Raw genomic sequence first — 21,984 nt, 5'->3', positions numbered from 1 at the left:
TTCGGAAAAAATATTTAAGTTGTTTCACTGATTTTCACACATGCTTTAAAAAATAAATGTAAATTTTTTATAATTTCATCTATCATCAGATATAAATTCATATTATTTTAATAAGACAAATTGTGTATTAATTTATTCCGAATATACGCTTAGCTTCTGTGTTTTATCACCTCAGCAAATCGCGATCGCTATTTATCAGTACTTAGTTTATGAGTGCAAAGTTACTAGTTATATGAGCGTACTTGCTTGATTGAAATGTTAACAAAATATAACTTTTCCTAAGTGAGAATAAAGTTTATTTGATATGAATAAAAGCCCTATGTTTTGGAGTGTCAGGTATGTGTTTTATTGGTGTAGTTTGACACTTCCAAGTGCGGTTTTGGTAGCTTGGTTATTACCTAGTTACGCAGCTTCCAACACTTTAACGATCACATCAAGTCCTACTACTACAGCGCATACGGTAGATAAGGTAGCTCAAAACCAGTCAGCACCAACGGTAAATCCGAACCCCGATCGCTTTCCGCAACCCCTACCAACTCCAACACCACTACCCGAACAACAAGAGCCAATTCTGACACCTCCAACGCCACAAACGCAACCATCACAACCAAATGTGTCTATTTTTGTCCGCAAACTAGAGGTTATTGGTAGCACTATTTTTACTGAAAAAGAAATCAATCCAATTGTGCAACCTTTAGAAGGACGTTCTGCAACTTTAGAAGAGTTGCAAAAGGTAGCCGATGCAATTACTCAACTGTACTTAAACAAAGGTTACATTACCTCAAGGGCAGTCTTAGTTAATCAAGTAATTACTGATGGAGTTGTTCAAATTCGAGTTATTGAAGGTAGTTTAGAGGAAATTCAAATTGAGGGAACCAGGCGGTTGAATCGTGATTATGTAAGTAGCCGCGTGCGTTTGGCAGTAAAGAAACCTTTGAATATCAATAAAGTAGAAGAACAACTGAGGCTACTGCGAATCGATCCTCTGTTTGACAAGGTAGAAGCTAGTATAGGTGCTGGCACTAAGTTAGGCCAAAGCATTCTCACCGTCAGAGTCAAGGAAGCAAATCCGTTTGTCAGTGTTTTTAACGTAGATAACTATTCTCCACCTAGCATTGCTCCAGAAAGAGGGGGAGTTTCTTTACGCTACCGTAACTTAACGGGGATTGGAGATGAAATTAGCGCATCTTATAACTTTGGCTTAAACTTTGGCGATTTTGACCGAGCTGCATCTAACGTCTATGATTTCACCTACCGCGTACCGCTCAATCCCATGAATGGGACTCTGCAATTTCGCGCCGCTCCCAATAATAATAAACTTGTAAATCCTCCTGCAATACAGCCATTTTCCGATATCAAAGGTAGTTTAGATTTCTATGAAATTAGTTATCGTCAGCCTTTAGTGCGATCGCTAAAAGAAGAGTTTGCTTTATCTACTGCATTTGCCTTTCAAGGTAATGATGGCTCATTTACATTTGATGGAATCCCGATAAATGCTGGGCGTAGCCGTACTCGTGTTCTCAAATTTGGCCAAGATTATACTCGTCGTGATACTCAGGGAGCTTGGGCAATACAATCTCAATTTAGCTTTGGCTTAGATATCTTCGATGCTATAGTCAGTTCCGAGCCAAATCAAGATGGCAGCTTTTTTAGTTGGTTAGGTCAGGTACAACGGGTTCAACAATTGGGTAATGACAATTTATTAATTGTGCAAGCCGATATACAGCTGACACCAGACGATCTACCGGCATTCTATGAATTTTTTATTGGAGGCGGTCAATCTCTCCGGGGCTACCGTCAAAATGCTCGTTCTGGAGATAATGGATATCGGCTATCACTAGAAGCTAGAATTCCTTTGTTGCGCGATCGCCAGAAAATCCCGACTTTGCAACTAGCTCCTTTTATCGATCTAGGACAAATCTGGAATAAAAGAGATAATCCTGACAATTCATTTCTAGCTAGTGCAGGGCTAGGTTTATTATGGCAGCCAATCCGTAATCTTAACATTCGAGTTGATTATGGGATTCCCTTTGTAGACATAGAAAAACCAAGCGATAGTCTTCAGGACAATGGTTTGCATTTTAGTCTTACTTACAGTCCTTAATTCCACCAGCTTGTACAGTTTTGCCGACAGTGTAAACGCTTGCTTCAGCCACGAAGTTTCTCACGAAAATACTCAGCGTAAAGTTGGCAACGGGGGATTACTTTGTGCCCTTCTCGACGCACCAGACCTGCACCGTGCAAGCGGAAGAAAACGCGCTCATCGCAAATGTTCTGGCGAATTACCTGGAGCATACCTTGAACCAACTCTGTTTTGTTATGCAAAAGAAAAAGGGAATTACGCAAATGATTGCCAAAGGGGCCATTATCGGCGGTAGTGTTGGTAAATAATTCAGCAGTGGAGAGACGCTGGCTAGCAATTAGATAGAGTGCAAGACGCACCAAGTAAGGATGCCCATTCAGCAACGCCATCAATTGCCGTTCTTCGCTGGAATTGAGGGGGGAACCATGACGGCGGTTGAGATCAGAAACTTGTGCTACTGTGAAGTCTTCTAAATCAATCACCTGCCCAACATTAAAAGGTGATTGGTTAAGATTATCAATTAACTGGTAAAGCTCCGTGGATGTTGCCAGTACTAAATCGAGATTTTTCCAGATGGGAGTAGTCGCACGGCTATTGTGCCAGCTTCTCAACATCCCAAAGAAATCAAAACGAAATTCGGTATCAAAAATACTTTGCACTTCATCCATTGCCAATACTAAAGGCTTGCCAAAATCCTTCAGGATATATCGGCCTACATAGCGAGTACAACGTTGGCTATTACCTAAAGGCATCTGCCAATACTCATCTACTTTATCTGCCATTTCTAGTTCATCAGTTAGCCAACAGCAAAACTGCCGAAAGAAGTTGTCAGCATTGTTTAAAGCAGCTTTGTCAAATAATTGAAAATCTAAAAATGCTACCCGCTTACCTACTGCAACAGCAGCATCAAGAGTACGAATTAACAAGGAACTTTTGCCCATCTGGCGAGGGCCCTTAATGGTGATAGTCACACCCTGCCGCTTAATTGTTTCTAAGGCAAGTAGATCTGATAACCGTTGTATGTAAAATTGAGATTCACTCGACATCGTTCCTTCTGGCATTTCCAGTGAAACTGGTTGTACGGCAGGAAAAGGCCGGGGCAATGGTGAAGAGTTACTTTGCAGGATGTCAGCATTAATTGTGTTTTTTCGATGTATGAAGATTGGCATTGCTGATTCTGAGATATTCTCTAAATCAATAGATACACAACCAAATTGGTAAGCATCTTCATAGGATCTTCCAGCAGCAAGGGCACTATAAAATCCAACTGCAAACTTAATTGCTGCTTGTTCTCCTAGTGCTTGATTTAGGCCTATAACATAATCAATATGTTGGCTAATAGCTTCTGCTTGTGCTTCGTCGTAACAGCCATTTAATAATACACACTCAATACTTGGAAATAAAGAAAACAGGCTTGAGAGTGATTCACTACTGACAAGTTGTATTTTCCCTGTGTTATCTTCTAAAGCGAAACCTTGATTTCCTTCCCCATATCCATAAAGATGGATAATTTGAGGTTCGCGATCTAAAGTAGCGCGGCGTAAATCATCGAAACGCACTGCCAATGTAGTAATAATTACAAGATGCTCTTGAATTTTGGCACGTTCCAACTCTGCCAGAATTTCTCTAACTTCTCGCACAAGCCGTCTATTGCTATCTTGAGGATTAGCCGAGACTATCAGGATTTTTTTTACAGTGTTATGAATTGGTTGATATTGGTCATTTACAAATCTGCCTCGAAAATCAATTCGACCTTCATTGGGATAATTCAACCATCCTTCAAATAACTTACCTGTCTGGTTACTTTCCCAAAAATAACTATCTTTACTATTTACTTTAAAAGTAAAACTAGCAGCAGTTTGATTAACATCAAAGTTCCACGAAAGCGTATTTTCTGTTAATTCCCAATTATGAATCACAGCATAACCAAATCGGGAAATAAATCGCACTTCACCATCTCTGGAAACAAATAATTTTTCTGTACCTTCATGCCAATCACCAGATTCTCCACCCCATTTCACACCACAAAGATACTCTCCAGCAAATAATTCTAAAACAATATTTATCCCAACTACTACAGCACCAATATTCGCTGCTTCTGTAGGGCCATCAGGGCGATCTACTTTCCACCAACCTAATGCATCTTCGCGGTTATAAGCTTGAGCGTAGCGAGTGCGAATGTAATAAACACCAGGAATATCAGGAATATTTAAAGAAAAAGAAACGGTTTGCCAGCCATAACTTGAACTTCCCCCAATCCATACACAAGCTTGGGCTTGTTCTTCACCTCCTATGCCAACAATAATTTGATTAATAGCTGTACCACATTCAGGGCAATCATGATTAATGTCTAATGTTGCTTGAATTTGTTTACCTCGAATTAAAAATATTTCGTTTGCTTCTCCATTAATTTGTAATCTTCTAGTGGAAAACCTATTGCCTTGTCCTCCACCAAATTTTTCAATAAATTCTTCATAAACTGGTTGAATTATTAAAGCATTTTTAATGTGTTGAGTAAGATATGAAGGTGTGAAATCATGAAAATTCGCGATAATTCCTCTGACAATAGCAACAATATCTAAATCTTCGTTTTTCAAAGATTTAGCAAAGTTAATTACTTGGTTTTCTTCTATTTGATTGGCAAACTCAGCGTAGTCACCTCCTAGTTTTTTCAATAATTTAGTTGTCATCTTGGCAAACGGTTTTATCAGTGAAAATTCTGCTCCTTCTGGTGCTTGTAATAAGGCAACAAAATCTGCTAGGGACTTACCTAAGTTGTTTGCAATATATAGAGAAACTACATTAATTATCTCTGCTGAATCACTTATAGGTGCCGATGCTAATAAGATATCTCGGATCTCATCATCCATAAAATCGTACTGCACCGCATCGGGATTGGTATCATTTTCAATCTCTGTTAATGGTTTTAATAATCCGCCTAGAAACACTTCTGCAACGTGAACTTGTCGAGAATCACGCAGCATAGTTTCTTGAATTAATCGCACCACGGGTAAATTAATAACTGGTGCTGCTGCAAGTAACCCTGCAAGTTTCCGCGCCATTGGTGAAGCAGTCATGCGAAAGCGGTAAACCCGGTCTTTTGCATTGAGTTGACTAATATTATTTTTTGATACTGTTGATAAATCTTTGGTGTTAGCTTGTGATTCTAATTTTAATTGCGAGGGAAAAACAAACCCTGAAACTATTGCCTGACTTTTTCCTGCTACCATTTGGCTCCAAGTCAAAGCGACTTCTGGTTCTAAGGTCAAAACTGGAATTTTAATTCCACTGTCGAGATCGAAATCTTTCCACAGCAAAAGTTCTTTAATCAATAAATACTGGTTAGCAACCCCAGGAGCCAAACTACCCAACCGTACTGAAGCACCTGCACCCAAACCTGTTCTCAACCACAACCAATCTGGTAACATCTGCACAATGGCTAGAGGTTGGCTCTTTGCCCAAAATTTTAAAGCCGGGGTGACAGTACCATCACGCCACATGGCTGCAACACAGTCACTCACAACCAAAACCAAGCGACGACCACTAGGGTCAATTAATTCAGTGGGACTAGCAAGCCGTTGGTCATTTGCTGTTTCCCCAATTCCAGGTCGAATGCGAATAGATTGTTTTCTGTTTTCATCACTAACTAAGATCAATCCCCAAGTCCGCACATCCCGGAAAGCACCATAATGTTCTAGCAGTCGTTTTAATTCCCTTATTGTATGTCGCCAAATCAGCATTGATTTGCTCTCATCAATCACCAATGCCAACTCTAACCAAGGTTCTGGTTCAGACTTGAGAACAGGTATACATATTCCCTCGGCGGCGGTACGTTCTGATGTAGTGGTTTCATCTAATACTGTTTTTTTTCCAGACTCAACCCGGCGCATCAAAGGTTTTAGCGCTTGGGCCAAAATTAGGGGTTCTCGTAAGGAAGGTGCATCCGGTACTCGCAAGGGAAGCGCTTTTGTCCTGTGGAGATTTGGATTATTGCTGGGTAGAGTTTGTGGATAAATTTCAGCACTTGGGGACGTTGGCGACGTTGAGGAGGTTGAGGAGGTTGAGGATGTTGAGGAGGTTGAGGATGTTGAGGGAGAAGTTACGCTGATTTTTTGTTGCTCGATTGATTGCCGTTGGAGGTTTAACCAGAGAATATCAGCAATTTCTTCTCCAGTCAGGTCAAAATTTTTGCTACTTAAAATAGCAATTAGCTGTTCTAGTGGATTATTTGCCAATGATTCATTAGTCATTGACATTAATCACCACTGGTTAAGGTTTTAAATAATATTTCTTTCACTGACTTTTCATCCTCTTCTTGAATATTGACCTCACGAGTTAACAAGTAAATAGTATTTAGTAATTGGTCTGTTGCTCTCTCCAAGGGTTGGTTTTCATCCGGCATAAACTCTTTGAGCAATTCATTAATTTTAGACTCTGCTTGTTTGAAAGCTATTTTTCCTTTCTCTCCAAAATGAGCTTCAACAATAGCTTTTAGTGTTTCTTGGTTGGGATCTGGCATTCTAACCCGCAGACATCGGCGCTTAAAAGCTGGCGGAAAATCTCGTTCTCCGTTACTAGTCATCACAATAATCGGAAAAGCACAACAGCCTACCCGACCTGCATTAATTAAAGCATCGATACCCTTATCTTGGGTAAGAACTTTAAATTCATTCTCTTGAATTTGTTTAAATATTCCCTCTTGAGATTGAGAACGTCTGACTAATTCTAGAATTTCAAATTCTCCTTCTTCTAAAATATTTAATAAATCATTGGGAAGATTAATATCACTTTTATCAATTTCGTCAATTAGGAGAACTCTAGGCAAAATAGAAGGCAAGAAGGCGGTACCTAGCGGCCCCAATTTAATGTATTTACCTATATTTTGAGCTATCTTTTTATCTTGTTGAGAATCTTGTAATCGGGCTAATGCATCGTAACTATAAAGCCCTTCTTGCAAGGTAGAACGGGCTGTGATAGGCCAAGATAGAACAGAGCCTAAATTCAATTCATAAGCAATGGCATAAGCCAAAGAGGTTTTTCCGGCTCCAGGCCTACCTGTAACTAGCAATGGTCTTCGTAAGTAAATGGCAGCATTAACCGCATTAATTACATCAGTTGCATTTTGGGAAATGCGAAAATTTTGTCCCCGTTTTCTATTCCTATCTTGATTTTCAGCTAATTGCCGAAGTTTTTGCCAGCGTTTATCATCTTCAGAATTAATTTGAATATCTTCTTTTCTAGCAAACTGTCGCCAAGGAGGCGGGTCAAGAGCTTTTAATTTATCTTCAACTTCTTTATTTTGTTCGCCATTACCATAAAAAAAGCGCCAGTCCTGCATATATTAATTTTCCTGTTTTTTATTGACCTGGTTCTAAAAGCCATTGATTTTGATTCGTCAAACTAAACGGAATTCGATCAGGATTATCACATAAGAATCCTAAATGGTAACCTAAATAATTTTGCTTTTCTTCATCTTTTTTTGCATGAGCTTTTCTGCGTAACTTCCATATAGATTCACATATATTGTTTAAATCAGCAATAATTTCTGTTTGATCAACAAATATTTCATTAAATTCTGTATCTAGATTTGGAATAGCAGTAGATCTTGTCCATAAAGATATCGGTACTCCACTTCTAATTAAAGCAATAAAAAATTTTATTTTTGCCTCTTTATCTATTGGTAAATCACAAGTAACTTTAATACCTAAACTTTTTTTACTATCCCAATCATTTTCAAACTCTTTCAAGTTACAATTTTCCCAAGTAAAATTAGAAGAACAAGATTTTTTTCTTGGAGGAATTTGCTCAATTTTTTCATGAAAAGTTTTAAATGTAGGTTTCCGATCTAAGAATTGAGTTAATATCTTCCATCGGCGACGCAACAACATTAAATATTTACCATCTTCCTCAATAACCCGCTCCAGAGAACGAATTACAAACTGATATTCATTAGCGATCGCCCTTTTTTCTCCAAACCCAATGGGAATTTCTTCAATATCTATGCTCTTATCTAAATAAGGCAAAGGTAAAAAAATTTCAATTGTTAGATTGTAATCTTCATAGTCTCGAAGATGATTGCGGCTGATTTTGATAAAACTATAAATTTTATCTATGATTTCATTCCAAGAACACTTACTTGCTGATATTCCAGATTCTAATTCTAGATTAATATGTTTAGGACTATCATTAATATTAGTAAAATTACAAATTAACTCAGATTTTAAATTAAATTTATTGTTTCCTTGAGGAATTACTATGATGAGTAAATAAGACTGAGCAGTTCCAGCTAATTTAGATTCATTACAATTTGGTAACTCAATGTTAAGTTCTCTAGTTACACATTCAATCCATTCTTTTAATTCATATCGATAAAATTTATCAACTTCCTCATATTTACTTAAACGGTGGGCAAATTCAATGATTGTGGGAATATCTTTATTATTGAATGGGTAATCTTTTAAAAAAATTTTCTTCAATATACTTATTTTTTTTAGTTCTTCAATCTTTGGGTAACTACCCCGAACATCTTGAGTAATATCTTTTAGAGTTGAATCACAAGCTTGTGTCCATATATTGGAATTTATTTGTGAGATAATATCAACTAAATTTTCCCAATATTGGTCTGGAAAAATAAAAACTGTAGGTGAAATATTAGTATAATTAAAAATGCTTGGAGAATTCAATTTTTGTTCAATTGAATTCAAATCATCATCAAGCTTCTTTAGTTCGGATTGCGCTGACTGAAGATTTTGTTCGTATTTAAACTTGAGAGCCTGGTCTGTCTCAATTACCCATGCTTTTCGCAGTTCTGCAACTTTCTTTGTTTGTAACTCGTAGGCTTCTGCTAGTGAGTCTCTTTCCTTCTGCCATCGCTCTTGTTGGCTTTGCGGTTGGGCTGGATTATCTGATTCTGCCATCTGTCGATTAATGTAAATATTTTTGCATACGTATGTACTGAAGAACCTGATTTTTGAGAAGTCCTTTAAACCAAACTCAACTCAAAATAATTCAAAATATTCTCTTTGCTCCCAGTTAGTCACTTGCTTTAAATATTCCTCTGCTGGTATGTCGCCAACGGACTGCAAAAAGCGATTAATTTCACTTTGTTTCATCTTCACGATGAAGCTTATGAACTGCTGCCCCATTTTTTGAGAAAAAAGTTCGCTTTGGCTCAAATATGAAATTGCCTCTGGCAAACTTTTGGGTAAGGTGGGGTTTTCTGTAGTGTAAGGTTCTTCTGTTGGGGAGCCAGGGTCAAGTTTATTATCTACACCATCTAAACCAGAAATCAATTGTGATGCCATGTAGAGATAAGGATTAGCTGCTGGTTCTCCAATTCGATTTTCTATGTGGGTAGTGGGGTCATCAAAACCGCCTTGTAATCTAATCATTGCCCCTCGGTTTTCCAATCCCCACCCGGCACGGTCGGGGGCTAGGGAATAGGGTCTAAATCTTTTGTAGCCGTTAATTGTGGGGACTGCGAACACAGAAGCTGCATGGGCGTGTTTGAGAAGACCGCCAATGAAGTGTTGACCTAAGTCTGACATGAGAGTTTCGGAGTTTGCAGACATGAAAGCATTCTCGCCTGTGGTTTTGTCTACAAGGGATTGATGCAAATGCCAACCATTGGAAGAACAACCTTGCAATCCTGGACGACACATAAACGAAGCGATGTAACCTTGCTGACGGCAAATTTGCTTGGTGGCCATGCGGAATATCATCATTGTATCCGCAGCTTGCAATGCCGGAATCGGGTCAAAGGTAAATTCAAATTGACCGGCACCGCCTTCGTTTTCTACACTCCTTAAAGGCAATTTCATTGCAACTAAGTTTTCTGCCAGAAGGCCCAGCAAATCATGAATTTCTGGATTGTGGGATTCTAAAAGGTATTGGTAATTATGCTCTACGGCGCTGACTTTGGCAGGTTCGCTGGGTTTTCCAGAAGTACCAACATTAGCGATCGCTAACATCGGATCTTCCAATTTTGCCAGATACCATTCAACTTCTAACCCGACAATATGCTCTAATCCTCTTTGATGTAACTCTAGCAATGCTTGGCGCAAAATCCCGCGACTGGAAAACGGCATTGGCTGACCATTTTGAAAGTACTCGTCGCAGAGAATAAAGCCAGTGCGTTTTGCCCAAGGCACAATTGTAAAAGTATGAGGATCGGGAACAGCCACCAGATTTGGCGCACCGGTCATTAAAGGCATGTCTAAGCTACCGCCGGGAACGAAAGGATTAAATACCATCGCACCACCAGTATCAAACAGGAATGTCCCCGTGCTGATTTGCATACCGTTTTCCAAGGCAGCCAAAAACGCTTGCGGTAACAGCGACTTACTGCGAACAATGCCATGCTGGTCAGACCAAGCAGTACGAATCAACAATAGATCCTGTTCTTTCACAACAGCCTTAATCTTTTGTGCTGCTTCTTTTTGGATGTCTGTCCACAGGTGATGACGTTCAATAAATCCAGGTCTTTTCATTTGCATTGCCTAATCACATTCAACAGGTTGTGCGGTGAGTTTCAAATCAGCCTTCATCAGGCGTTTCCATTCTTGGTAATAACCGCGAATTGCTAACTCATCTGTTACAGGCCCGGTGATGACACCATCTTCATCTACATAATGGCGATCGCTAATGCCAAATCCGCGATTCATTGCCACCCACTCGATTTCTGGAATACTTAGCCCCCGATGACATTCGGCAAAATTCATCATATCGTCAGGAATCCCAAAACTGGGAAAGTCTTCTTGACTTCTCATCCGCAAAACATTAACTTCATCTGGGACTCCAGAGATCGTCGTAGCATATATTGTTAATTGAGTGCGATCAACAGCTAGCGGTTCAATGACTTCGATTTGATTGCCAACAATGAGCAGATTGGGAAAAATACTTAAATTCATCTGCGAACCAATAGACAAATCTAACCAGAAAGGCGCGCGATCGCCCCACTGTTCGCGGATCTTTGTTTCATAAGCTTCCCGTCCTGGCTGGGGTCGTTGTTGTTGCCAGAAAGCGCCGGCTCGTTTTTCGTAACTAGGGCGCTGGTCGATGAACATGTGCCCATGACCGAGGTATTGCACGTACATTGGCCCTTCATCGGGATTGTGGGCAAAATATTGCATGTCTTTGTCGGATTCTAAACGATTGGCCACAGCCAGCAAAGAACGGTGTGAAAACGCAACATGATAACCATCAGCAGCATTATCGTAGGTAAACTTCCAATTACCTTGATAAATCATTTTATGTGCACTACTTTGGACGGTAATTTGAGCATTAGGAAAACGGTCAATCCACTGATCTAATAAATCTTTGGCTCGTCCGAGATAAGTAATTAAATCTGGCGCTTGGGAATTCAAAGTTCCAAAGATAAAACCACGATAGCTTTCTACCCAAGGAATTTGTCCCAGGTCAAATTCTGGGCGATGCAAGTCAGCAGCGTAAGCCTTTGCCCAAGGAACTCCTGTGAGTTTGCCTGTGTTGCTATAAGTCCAGCCATGATAAGGACAGGTAAAAGTTTTAGCACAACCACGAGTTTCACGGCAAACCGTTGCGCCTCTATGGGTGCAGCGGTTGAACAAGGCGCGAATTTTGTCTTGGCGATCGCGCAGAATAATAATTGGACGATGCCCCAGATTCGATGTCTTAAAATCGTTGGGGTTGGGTATTTCGCTTTCATGAGCAAGGTAAACCCAAGTTCCCCCAAAAATCCGAATCATTTCCTCCTGGAAAATTCTCGCATCCGTATAAACACAACGGTGGACTCGTTCTGGCTGAATTAGATAATCCCAATCATAGCCTTGCTTGACTTCGCTGTTTCCATGCAACATGGTTAGCTTTTCTCAAAATAAATTTGACGAATAACTTGATGTGATATTGCTAACTTTAAGCTAATACCCGTCTCAATTACACATTTTTTTCCCATTTTCTATAACTTGATGAATACCTGCTAAAAGGCGATCTCTGGTTAAGCTCGATCAAAGCAAGAAACTGAGGTTTTCATGACCTCGATCTGCATCAATTAAATTTACCTGTTTGAGAGCTATTTTCCATTTGCCATCCTGCTGGTGCAACCTGTGTCCATACCAACCAGCAAAGGCTTGCGTCCGTCCTTGGCGAAATTCATGGATGAGAAAGTTAGAACGAATGTTGACTTCTTGTTCCTTTGCAGACGAAAATATTTCAATGTTGCTAATTATTCGGCTAGTACGCGATCGCGGTGTTTGAGCATAAGCAAAACCACACTGCAACCAAAATACCTTATCTTCCAAACGTCTGCGGTCATCAAAAGCGATGGATACTTCTTTTCTAGGGTCTCCACCACCTGGAGTGCAGGGAATCCAATAAAGGCATTTGCTAGTAAACAACCCCAGCCAATCATCAAATTTTCCATCATCCAGTAACCGTGCTTCCAGAAACAGCAACGCTTGGCACTCTAACTCAATTGATTGATTAACTGGTTTTCCTACATTCTCCCACTCTGGAAGTCTTTGAATTAATTCACTATAAAATTTTTCATCTACGTGATAAGAATCTCGTGAGCTTTCGCCGTTTTCTTCTTTGTTAAATGACACAATTTACTTCTTTTAATGTCAATATATTATCTTAGTTTACCGTCTCAAAGACTATAAAATTAGAGAATGTTTGAAAAGTCCAAGTAGGTAAAAAATCATGCAAGTTGTTTCGCTACGCTCCGAATCATAATTAACTAAAATTTTAAAGGTCATGCCGCAGGACAACTCCTATCAAAATCTCAGAGGTCGTTCTTTTAAAGGACAAAACCTTGAGGGTGCAAACTTTAGCTATGCAGATATCAAGAGTGCAGATTTTACAGGGGCAAATCTCAGAGGGGCAAACTTTAGCTATGCTCAAGCTGGACTGCAAAAGCGTTGGGCTAGTTTTCTAGTTTGTGTTTCGTGCTTGCTCTCTGGAATTTCAGGATTTTTCTTAGCCATCACTGGAGGGTTTCTAATTTCGATATTTAACAGTCCAAGTCTAGAGAATCAGGTTTCAGGCTGGACTGCCTTGGTCTTGGTCTTGGCCTTCGCCTTTGCTGTAGTCTTTGCCTTTGCTGTAGGCTTCGTCCTCATCGTCGCCTTAGCCTTAGCCTTGGATTTAGCCGGAGCTTTTTCCTTCGCCGTCGCCTTCGCTGTCGCCTTAGCCCTCGTCGTTGCCTTAGCCTTAGCCGTTGCCTTAGTCTTAGCCTTGGGCTTAGCCGGAGCCTTGTCTTTCGCTGTCGCCTTCGCCATCGCCATTGCCCACGTTGTCGCTATCGCTTTAGCCTTGGACTTAGCCGAAGCATTGTCCTTCGCCGTTACCTTGGTCATGGCTTTAGCCGGAGCCTTAGCCGGAGCATTAACCTTCGCCTTCGCCGTAGCCTTCACCTTAGCCCGAATCGGAGCCAACTTATTCATCTTCCTCACAGCCGGAGGCTTGGCCTTCGCCGTTACCTTCGTTCTCGCTTTCGCCGTAGTTTTACTTAGTACTTACATTGCTTGGAGAGCAATAAAAGGAGATGAAAAATACTCCTTGATTCGCAACATCGCTGTTGCTTTTGCAGCTAAAGGTGGTACAAGCTTTCGCAACGCCAACTTAACTGATGCTAATTTTACGGGAGCCATACTTAAAAGTACGGATTTTAGAAAAGCTATTATGACTCGTACCTTTTAATATTCTTAATATTTAATATTCGGCTTTCAAACTTGAGCTTCATTCTTCAAGTAGATCGGAAAAGGAATCAGAAATATCTATACTGTAATTATCAAGCAATAAACTTATTATCTTCCAGCTTTAGACCTGCTAGAAGCTTTTTTTATGGAGCTTTTTTGAATTAATTATTCATTGGAATTAGCGGAGTTAATCACGAGAAGTAATAGCATTCATCCTCAAGGCTATTAATAATTGGTTCTGTTGAGAGATTGAATGTCAATGTTTAGATTGCTATTGTGTATTTGTCAATAAAAAGCGTTTATGAAATTAAAACAATGAATATTCTTGCTTGGATTGTTTTAGGTCTAATTGCTGGTGCTATTGCGAAAGCTATCTACCCCGGTCATCAAGGCGGCGGAATTCTAGGAACAATCTTATTAGGAATTATTGGTGCTTTTGTTGGTGGTAGCTTGGGCGTATTCTTCAGTACAGGAAGCTTGACATTAGCTGCCCCCACACTCAGCATTGCTGGCATTGCAGTAGCAGTTCTTGGCGCAATTGTCGCAGTTTTCTTGTGGAACGCGTTAACTAGCCGCAGTGCTTTGTAATAAATTAAATATTGCTCAATTAAGAGTAAAGTTCAGGGAATTAATTTAACTATTTTTCTCCCTGAATTTAATTAACTTAGGACTTACCCAAAAACTCTCTGAAACTCTTATTCCTCTGTGGTCTGATTTTCCGTTACCTGTGCGTAAGTCCTATAACTAATAGCGCAAACCCTACACAGGGGTAGATATAGACTCGCTCACACCAAGGCCAAGATAGCTTCAAATTAGCTTATGCAATTTTTGGATTGGACTTACTCAAACTTTTGCTGGTATCGTCGCCTACGGCGTGGGGAGTGGTGGCAAGTAGAAATTCCCTTATTTGATGGTTCCCAAATTATTTGGGTGCATAATATACCAGAATGCGAGTGTAACATTTTACAAACAGAGAAATATTAGTAAGCTCTTTTACCGCCTGAATTGAAATAAAACAATAGCGCTTACCTATATTTAGGTAGGCGCTATTATTATTTGCGGTTTCGTTGACAAGTTGCTAAAGTGCGATCGCGCAAATCGAAGTAATTCATACAGCAGGTACGCTCCAGCACTGCTCTCGATTCGATCGTTGTTGCTTGCACGCTCGTGTTCTAGGAATTAAACCACAGTTGAGCGATCAGCTGTGCGCCCCTACGTTCGCGGAGCGTCCCGCAGGAATGGGATGTTTTTTAAACTGTTTTGTTAAGTTCAGTCACTCGTCATCAGCCTAAAGACTAATATTTAAAATTGGATAATTTCTCAACTAATGGGGGACTAACAGCAGTAAAAGAACTTGCTAGGATTGCTCTAGTGCTAAATAAAACTATTCATGCACATTCATCATCTCAATTGCGGCTGTATGTGTCCAATTGGTGGGGCACTCTTTGATGGGTTCAGTCGCGGTCTAGTAGCCCATCTTGTTTGCCATTGTTTGCTCATAGAGACAGAACAAGGCTTAGTATTGATTGATACTGGGTTTGGTCAGCGTGATATTCAAGCCCCATCATCACGATTGAGCCAGTTTTTCATTTATTTCAATGGCATCCAGTTTGAGCAAAAATACACGGCGCTGGCTCAAATCGAGCAACTCGGCTATTCTAAACATGACGTGCGTCATATTGTGCTGACCCACCTTGATTTCGATCATGCAGGGGGTTTAGAAGATTTTCCTGAAGCAACTGTCCATGTCATGCAAGCCGAGATGGAAGCGGCGCAACAGCGGCGTGGTTTTATTCAAAGCCGACGCTATCGTCAGTCTCAGTGGGACGAGGTAAAACGCTGGAAGTTTTATGAGGCTGGGGGCGAACCTTGGTTCGACTTTAAAGCAGTACGCAACCTTGAAGGACTACCGCCGGAAATTCTGCTCATACCACTGGCTGGTCACACCCAAGGTCATGCAGGTATAGCCATCCAAACATCGGAAGGCTGGCTTTTACATGCAGGCGATGCTTACTTTTACCGTCATGAAGTCGGCTCTGCTCAACGACATTGTACACCAGGCCTGCGTGCCTATCAGTGGATGATGGAGGTAGACCGCAAAGCTCGACTTGATAATCAACAAAAGTTGCGTGCTTTATCGCTGGCTCACAGTACTGACGTGCAGCTGTTTTGCAGTCATGATGCTATTGAGTTCAAAACTTTTGTAGAGCAAAATAATTCGCAATTGCCCAAACATGATTCACCCTTTGTCAACTGAGTTAAACAGAGGTTTATGAGTTGCTCAAAACGATTTATAAGTTGAGTAAAACAGTATCTTTTGCCTTCTATGCCACCAGCTAAGCAAAATGACTAACAAAGAGCTAGAAACGCTCAAAAAACTAGCTTTTAAGCAATCTGAAAACAGTTCAGAACAGCCATTATCACCAGCAGAATTCAACACTAGCTTAGACAAAGAAAAGCCTAAGCGAAATATGAACTGGTGGTTGCTAAAGATAGCGTCTATTTTAGGATTATTGTATTTACTCTTTATCGTAATTACTCCTAACCCCACTCCTCAAGAAAACCGTAGAATTGGTAATACAGAAGTTATTATATTTAGTTTGATTTTGCTATTTAACTCAGGTTTGCTAGATAGCATCGATGATATTTCAATTTCTGGTACGGGGATTGCATTAAGGAGACTTAAGCAAGAAGTTTTGGATGATATAAATAAGTTGCAAGATGAGCAAATAGCAGAACTTAATACACAACAAAGGCGGATTGACTTGCTTCAGGAGCAACAATCAGCAACATTGCAATTTCTAGTTAGATATCTGATTGATGGTAATGAACTGAAGCATCTGATTCAGCTTAATTCTCCAGAAGAATTTAACTTTAAATTTGACGAAGATTTAGCAAGGGAACTGAAGCATCTTCGAGCTATGGGATTTATTAATAATTTTGTGGGCAAAGGTATTGAAAAACTTCAACAACAGGGAGAAGGAGATTTAAAAAAGTATTTTCAGATTACGGAAGAAGGAAAATCGTATTTAGCTTTGAGAAAAACCTTAGGAATCAATGAAATTCCTGGACTCGGTGAAGATGGACGATGGCATCGAGACATTAGGGAGACTTCAGCAAAAATATTGAACTAGATATATAGCATTCCTAAATGAGTCGTGAAATTTCTCGTTGAGGTAGGGAACAGGAAACAAGGGTTACAAATGTACTTTGATTTTTCACAAATGATTTAGGACTGCCACACATAAGTGGGAAAATTTTGGCAAAGCAATTAGGACGGACAGTTATAAATTTTACAATTGAGTTACTTGTTATCTTAGAGGATGTCTGAAAAGTCCTCTTGTCAGTAGCAGAACGTTTTAGATCCCCCTAAATCCCCCTTCAAAAGGGGGACTTTGATTCCGGTTCCCCCCTTTTTAAGGCTACGGTGTAGACACAAGTCAGATCGAGTTTTATTCCAATACGCTTGGGATAAGCCAGAAAGCCCTCATGTAGAGACGCGATTTATCGCGTCTAAAAGACTGACACGTTCACAAGACGCGATAAATCGCCGTCTCTACAGAGAATTTACTCGTCAATTATTCGTTCACAGACTACTATTTCCGACTTGTGTGTACACCGTAGCCTTTTTAAGGGGAGCCAGCGCGGTCTTGGGGTCTCCCCAAGTGAAGCGGCTGGCGTGGGCTAAGTAGGTCGGTGTTGAAAATTATCGTTATGACAAGGCAGGAGGCAGGAGGCAGAAGGGAAAAGCTTTTTGAGCAACTTTACTTTCCGTTACATACTTTGGTTTTTTTGCGCCATTCTACTTAGGGGAGATCAATAAGTGCAAAGATACAGCCAATCATTTTTCAAACAACCTCTTAGTGCCTATAACCAAGAGAGAACAGGCGATCGCTGCGTTGGTAATCTTAATTGATAATTTTGTTAACAGGCATTCAAAATCTCTGCGATCGCAGAAGCTATATTCTATATTAAGTTTATAACTCAATAGTTAAATAAAAATGTAAATAAACTGTTACATAAAAAAGAGTAATTACTTTAATAAGTTGTCAATATAGGTTAATAAATATTTCTTTTTTTATATCGAATTGTGTCAGATAGACGATAAAATGCCCTCTGGGCAAGCATTTTCTGATAAAAAACTCATATTGCCCAATAAAAACGAAGTTAACTGTAGCGGCTGATGCAGCTACGAACTTCCAGTAGAGAACACGCATCAAAGGAGCCGAGGAAGCATGTTCACCCACGTCAAGTCCACCATTAGACACATTGCGCCTGATAATTTACGCGGACGTAATTTAATCAAGGTGGTCTATGTCGTGCTTGAGTCCCAGTACCAGAGTGCATTGTCACAAGCGGTGCGGGCGATTAACGCTAGCAACCCAGACCTGGCGATTGAAATCAGCGGTTACTTAATTGAGGAACTCCGAGATCCAGAGAACTATAAGGAGTTCCAAAGGGATATGGAGAGTGCCAATATATTTATCGCCTCCCTGATTTTTATCGAAGACTTAGCACAAAAAGTAGTAACAGCAGTAGAACCACATCGCGATCGCTTAGATGTTGCCGTTGTGTTTCCCTCTATGCCAGAAGTTATGCGCCTGAGTAAAATGGGCAGCTTTTCCCTGGCGCAGTTGGGTCAGTCCAAAAGTGCGATCGCCCAATTCATGCGGAAACGCAAAGAAAAATCCGGTGCGGGATTTCAAGACGGGATGCTCAAGCTTTTGCGAACGCTACCGCAAGTGCTGAAGTTCCTGCCAATGGACAAGGCACAGGACGCACGAAATTTCATGCTCAGCTTTCAGTATTGGTTAGGTGGTTCTCCAGAAAACCTGGAAAACTTCTTGCTGATGCTAGCTGATAAATACGTATTTAAAGGTTTAGAGAAACAAAATTTTGCACCTTCTACATATCAACAGCCAGTGGTTTATCCCGATATGGGGATTTGGCACCCTTTGGCTCCCAGTATGTTTGAGGATGTCAGAGAGTACCTCAATTGGTACACAGCCCGTAAGGATATCTCTAAGGATCTCAAAGATCCCCTAGCGCCCTGTATTGGGTTGGTATTACAACGCACTCACCTAGTTACAGGGGATGATGCCCATTATGTAGCAATGGTGCAGGAGTTAGAAGCACTAGGCGCACGGGTATTACCTGTGTTTGCTGGTGGTTTGGATTTCTCCAAGCCTGTGGATGCCTACTTTTACGAACCAACCACCAACGTCCAGTTGATAGATGCAGTGATATCGCTGACTGGTTTTGCTTTAGTGGGCGGGCCAGCTAGACAAGACCATCCCAAGGCAATTGAATCACTCAAACGCTTAAACCGCCCTTACATGGTGGCATTGCCTTTAGTTTTCCAAACCACAGAAGAGTGGATGGATAGCGATTTGGGCTTGCATCCGATTCAAGTAGCTTTGCAAATTGCCATTCCCGAATTGGATGGGGCAATTGAGCCGATTATATTATCGGGTAGAGATGGGGCAACAGGAAAGGCGATCGCTCTCCAAGACCGCATGGAAGCTGTAGCCCAAAGAGCATTAAAATGGGCTAACCTCCGCCGCAAGCCCAAGCTAGATAAAAAAGTCGCCATCACCGTTTTCAGCTTCCCGCCAGATAAAGGCAACGTGGGAACCGCCGCTTACTTGGATGTGTTCGGTTCCATCTACGAAGTGATGAAAGCCCTAAAAAATAACGGCTACGACCTTCCAGAGTTGCCAGAATCAGCCGAAGCGCTGATGCAAGAAGTCATCCATGACGCCCAAGCGCAGTACGCCAGCCCGGAACTGAACATCGCCTACAAAATGTCAGTGCCGGAATATGAGGCACTCACCCCTTATTCCCAACGCCTAGAAGAAAACTGGGGGCCACCTCCGGGACATCTCAACAGCGATGGACAAAACCTACTGATTTATGGTAAGCAATTCGGTAACGTCTTCATTGGTGTACAACCTACATTTGGTTATGAAGGCGACCCGATGCGGCTGTTGTTCTCCCGTTCTGCTAGTCCTCATCACGGTTTTGCTGCTTACTACACCTACCTAGAGCAAGTTTGGCAAGCTGACGCCGTGTTGCACTTTGGCACTCACGGTTCCTTAGAATTCATGCCGGGTAAGCAAATGGGGATGTCTGGAGAATGTTATCCAGATAACTTAATTGGTTCCATACCCAATCTGTATTATTACGCAGCGAATAATCCTAGTGAAGCGACAATTGCCAAGCGTCGGGGTTATGCCGAAACAATTTCTTACTTGACACCGCCGGCGGAAAATGCTGGATTGTATAAAGGTTTGAAGGAACTCAGCGAATTAATTGCTTCTTACCAAACCTTAAAAGATACTGGACGCGGTGTTTCCATTGTCAACTCCATCATGGATAAATGCCGGATCGTCAATCTGGATAAGGATATTAACCTGCCAGAAACCGATGCCAGAGACATGAGCGCCGACGATCGCGATAATATTGTTGGCAACGTCTACCGCAAGTTGATGGAAATCGAGTCACGCTTGTTGCCTTGTGGGTTACACGTCATTGGGAAACCGCCAAGTGCAGAAGAAGCGATCGCCACTCTTGTTAACATCGCCAGCTTAGATCGTCCAGAAGAAGAAATTGTCAGCTTACCGCGAATTATCGCTAACAGCATTGGGCGTAACATTGACGATATTTACCACAATAACGACAAAGGCATTTTAGAAGATGTCCAGTTATTGCAAGACATCACCTTAGCCACCCGTGCAGCAGTTAGCGCCCTTGTTCAAGAGCAAATCGACGCCGAAGGGCGAGTTTCTCTGGTTTCTCGGTTGAATTTCTTCAACATGGGCAAAAAAGAACCTTGGGTAGAAGCGTTACATAAACTCGGCTATCCCAAAGTTGACACCGCACTTCTAAAACCCCTGTTTGAGTATTTGGAATTCTGCCTCCAGCAAGTTTGCGCCGACAACGAATTGGGAGCATTACTCAAAGGCTTAGAAGGCGAGTATGTCCTACCCGGTCCTGGCGGCGATCCCATCCGCAACCCGGATGTCTTGCCCACGGGTAAGAATATTCATGCACTTGACCCCCAATCCATCCCAACAACAGCAGCAGTCCAATCAGCCAAAATCGTCGTAGATAGGCTTTTGGCACGTAACAAAGCCGAAAATGATGGAAAATGGCCAGAAACCATCGCCTGCGTCCTCTGGGGAACCGATAACATCAAAACTTACGGCGAATCCCTAGCGCAAATTATGTGGATGGTGGGCGTGCGTCCAGTTCCCGATGCCTTGGGACGGGTAAACAAGTTGGAATTGATATCTTTAGAAGAGTTGGGACGCCCCAGAATTGATGTCGTAATCAACTGTTCCGGTGTATTCCGCGACTTGTTCATCAACCAAATGAACCTGCTAGACCAAGGCGTGAAGATGGCCGCTGAGGCAGATGAACCCTTGGAAATGAACTTTGTTCGCAAACATGCTTTGCAACAAGCCCAAGATATGGGGGTTAACTTGCGTCAAGCAGCAACCCGCGTTTTCTCCAATGCTTCTGGTTCTTATTCGTCAAATATCAACTTGGCGGTAGAAAACAGCACTTGGGACAGCGAAGCCGAGTTGCAGGAAATGTATCTCAACCGGAAATCTTTCGCCTTCAATTCCGATAACCCCGGAATCATGGACGAATCGCGGCAGATTTTTGAAAGTACATTGAAAACTGCTGATGCAACTTTCCAAAATCTAGATTCTTCCGAGATTAGCTTAACGGACGTTTCCCATTACTTCGATTCAGATCCCACCAAGTTAGTTGCAAGTCTGCGCGGTGATGGTAAAAAACCAGCATCTTATATTGCAGACACCACCACAGCTAACGCCCAAGTGCGGACATTATCAGAAACCGTGCGCTTAGATGCCCGTACCAAATTATTAAATCCAAAATGGTACGAGGGGATGCTGAATCACGGTTATGAAGGTGTGCGCGAACTCTCCAAACGATTGGTAAATACAATGGGTTGGAGTGCGACAGCCGGCGCTGTAGATAACTGGATTTACGAGGATACTAACGAAACCTTCATCAAAGATGAAGAAATGCAGAAACGTTTGATGAACCTGAATCCTCATTCTTTCCGCAAAGTTGTATCAACTTTATTGGAAGTGAATGGACGCGGTTATTGGGAGACTAGCGAGGAGAATTTAGATCGACTGCGCGAGTTGTACCAAGAAGTTGAAGACCGGATTGAAGGAATAGAATAGGATT

Annotated in this window: 13 protein-coding genes; 7 read left to right on the top strand and 6 right to left on the bottom strand. The window is 41.3% G+C overall.

Annotation, left to right across the window (positions count from 1 at the left end; genetic code table 11):
* Nucleotides 1-304 precede the first annotated feature (304 nt).
* Entirely contained in the window at nt 305-2,104 is a 1,800-nt protein-coding gene (locus ACM0OY_RS10940) for a ShlB/FhaC/HecB family hemolysin secretion/activation protein (protein WP_414568880.1), read from the top strand.
* 44 nt (nt 2,105-2,148) lie between these two features.
* Here the strand turns inward: ACM0OY_RS10940 and ACM0OY_RS10935 are convergent, their stop codons facing one another.
* The 6 genes from ACM0OY_RS10935 to ACM0OY_RS10910 form a co-directional block, all read right to left on the bottom strand.
* Nucleotides 2,149-6,333, bottom strand: a complete 4,185-nt coding sequence (locus ACM0OY_RS10935; protein WP_414568879.1) for an SAV_2336 N-terminal domain-related protein — start codon at nt 6,331-6,333, stop codon at nt 2,149-2,151.
* Nucleotides 6,334-6,338: 5 nt separating this feature from the next.
* Nucleotides 6,339-7,421 carry an AAA family ATPase gene (locus ACM0OY_RS10930; protein ID WP_414568878.1) on the bottom strand — a complete coding sequence of 361 codons (1,083 nt, stop codon included), beginning with the start codon at nt 7,419-7,421 and terminating at the stop codon, nt 6,339-6,341.
* 19 nt (nt 7,422-7,440) lie between these two features.
* The gene (locus ACM0OY_RS10925; protein WP_414568877.1) at nt 7,441-9,000 is read right to left on the bottom strand and encodes a hypothetical protein; all 1,560 of its coding nucleotides are present in this window, start codon (nt 8,998-9,000) and stop codon (nt 7,441-7,443) included.
* Between the two features lie 81 nt (nt 9,001-9,081).
* Entirely contained in the window at nt 9,082-10,572 is a 1,491-nt protein-coding gene (locus tag ACM0OY_RS10920) for a glutamine synthetase family protein (RefSeq protein ID WP_414568876.1), read from the bottom strand.
* 9 nt (nt 10,573-10,581) lie between these two features.
* The gene (locus ACM0OY_RS10915; protein WP_414568875.1) at nt 10,582-11,919 is read right to left on the bottom strand and encodes an aromatic ring-hydroxylating oxygenase subunit alpha; all 1,338 of its coding nucleotides are present in this window, start codon (nt 11,917-11,919) and stop codon (nt 10,582-10,584) included.
* A 147-nt stretch (nt 11,920-12,066) separates the two neighbouring features.
* Nucleotides 12,067-12,663: an aromatic-ring-hydroxylating dioxygenase subunit beta gene (locus tag ACM0OY_RS10910; protein WP_414568874.1), complete on the bottom strand. Its 597-nt coding sequence runs from the start codon at nt 12,661-12,663 to the stop codon at nt 12,067-12,069.
* Nucleotides 12,664-12,814: 151 nt separating this feature from the next.
* On the opposite strand from ACM0OY_RS10910, the gene ACM0OY_RS10905 reads away from it, so the two are divergent.
* The 6 genes from ACM0OY_RS10905 (at nt 12,815) to ACM0OY_RS10880 (ending at nt 21,980) form a co-directional block, all read left to right on the top strand.
* Nucleotides 12,815-13,759, top strand: a complete 945-nt coding sequence (locus ACM0OY_RS10905; protein ID WP_414568873.1) for a pentapeptide repeat-containing protein — start codon at nt 12,815-12,817, stop codon at nt 13,757-13,759.
* A 314-nt stretch (nt 13,760-14,073) separates the two neighbouring features.
* On the top strand, nt 14,074-14,346 hold the full coding sequence (locus tag ACM0OY_RS10900; RefSeq protein ID WP_414568872.1) for a GlsB/YeaQ/YmgE family stress response membrane protein: 273 nt from the start codon (nt 14,074-14,076) through the stop codon (nt 14,344-14,346).
* Between the two features lie 231 nt (nt 14,347-14,577).
* The gene (locus tag ACM0OY_RS10895; protein WP_414568871.1) at nt 14,578-14,742 is read left to right on the top strand and encodes a hypothetical protein; all 165 of its coding nucleotides are present in this window, start codon (nt 14,578-14,580) and stop codon (nt 14,740-14,742) included.
* 406 nt (nt 14,743-15,148) lie between these two features.
* Nucleotides 15,149-16,015, top strand: a complete 867-nt coding sequence (locus ACM0OY_RS10890) for an MBL fold metallo-hydrolase (RefSeq protein ID WP_414568870.1) — start codon at nt 15,149-15,151, stop codon at nt 16,013-16,015.
* Nucleotides 16,016-16,103: 88 nt separating this feature from the next.
* Nucleotides 16,104-16,892, top strand: coding sequence for a hypothetical protein (locus ACM0OY_RS10885; protein WP_414568869.1), 789 nt, complete (start codon nt 16,104-16,106; stop codon nt 16,890-16,892).
* A 1,101-nt stretch (nt 16,893-17,993) separates the two neighbouring features.
* Entirely contained in the window at nt 17,994-21,980 is a 3,987-nt protein-coding gene (locus ACM0OY_RS10880; RefSeq protein WP_414568868.1) for a magnesium chelatase subunit H, read from the top strand.
* The last annotated feature ends 4 nt before the right edge of the window (nt 21,981-21,984 follow it).

The organism is Nostoc sp. CCY 9925, assembly GCF_963920935.1.
Taxonomy (GTDB): Bacteria; Cyanobacteriota; Cyanobacteriia; order Cyanobacteriales; family Nostocaceae; genus Nostoc.
The sequence above is the reverse complement of the archived record's forward strand: the minus strand, read 5'-3'. Positions and strand labels throughout refer to the sequence as shown.

Bases quoted from the DNA above. Each gene is read 5' to 3' on its own strand.
- ACM0OY_RS10940 (WP_414568880.1), top strand. From the start codon at position 305: ATGAATAAAAGCCCTATGTTTTGGAGTGTCAGGTATGTGTTTTATTGG.
- ACM0OY_RS10935 (WP_414568879.1), bottom strand. From the start codon at position 6,333: ATGACTAATGAATCATTGGCAAATAATCCACTAGAACAGCTAATTGCT.
- ACM0OY_RS10930 (WP_414568878.1), bottom strand. From the start codon at position 7,421: ATGCAGGACTGGCGCTTTTTTTATGGTAATGGCGAACAAAATAAAGAA.
- ACM0OY_RS10925 (WP_414568877.1), bottom strand. From the start codon at position 9,000: ATGGCAGAATCAGATAATCCAGCCCAACCGCAAAGCCAACAAGAGCGA.
- ACM0OY_RS10920 (WP_414568876.1), bottom strand. From the start codon at position 10,572: ATGAAAAGACCTGGATTTATTGAACGTCATCACCTGTGGACAGACATC.
- ACM0OY_RS10915 (WP_414568875.1), bottom strand. From the start codon at position 11,919: ATGTTGCATGGAAACAGCGAAGTCAAGCAAGGCTATGATTGGGATTAT.
- ACM0OY_RS10905 (WP_414568873.1), top strand. From the start codon at position 12,815: ATGCCGCAGGACAACTCCTATCAAAATCTCAGAGGTCGTTCTTTTAAA.
- ACM0OY_RS10900 (WP_414568872.1), top strand. From the start codon at position 14,074: ATGAATATTCTTGCTTGGATTGTTTTAGGTCTAATTGCTGGTGCTATT.
- ACM0OY_RS10895 (WP_414568871.1), top strand. From the start codon at position 14,578: ATGCAATTTTTGGATTGGACTTACTCAAACTTTTGCTGGTATCGTCGC.
- ACM0OY_RS10890 (WP_414568870.1), top strand. From the start codon at position 15,149: ATGCACATTCATCATCTCAATTGCGGCTGTATGTGTCCAATTGGTGGG.
- ACM0OY_RS10885 (WP_414568869.1), top strand. From the start codon at position 16,104: ATGACTAACAAAGAGCTAGAAACGCTCAAAAAACTAGCTTTTAAGCAA.
- ACM0OY_RS10880 (WP_414568868.1), top strand. From the start codon at position 17,994: ATGTTCACCCACGTCAAGTCCACCATTAGACACATTGCGCCTGATAAT.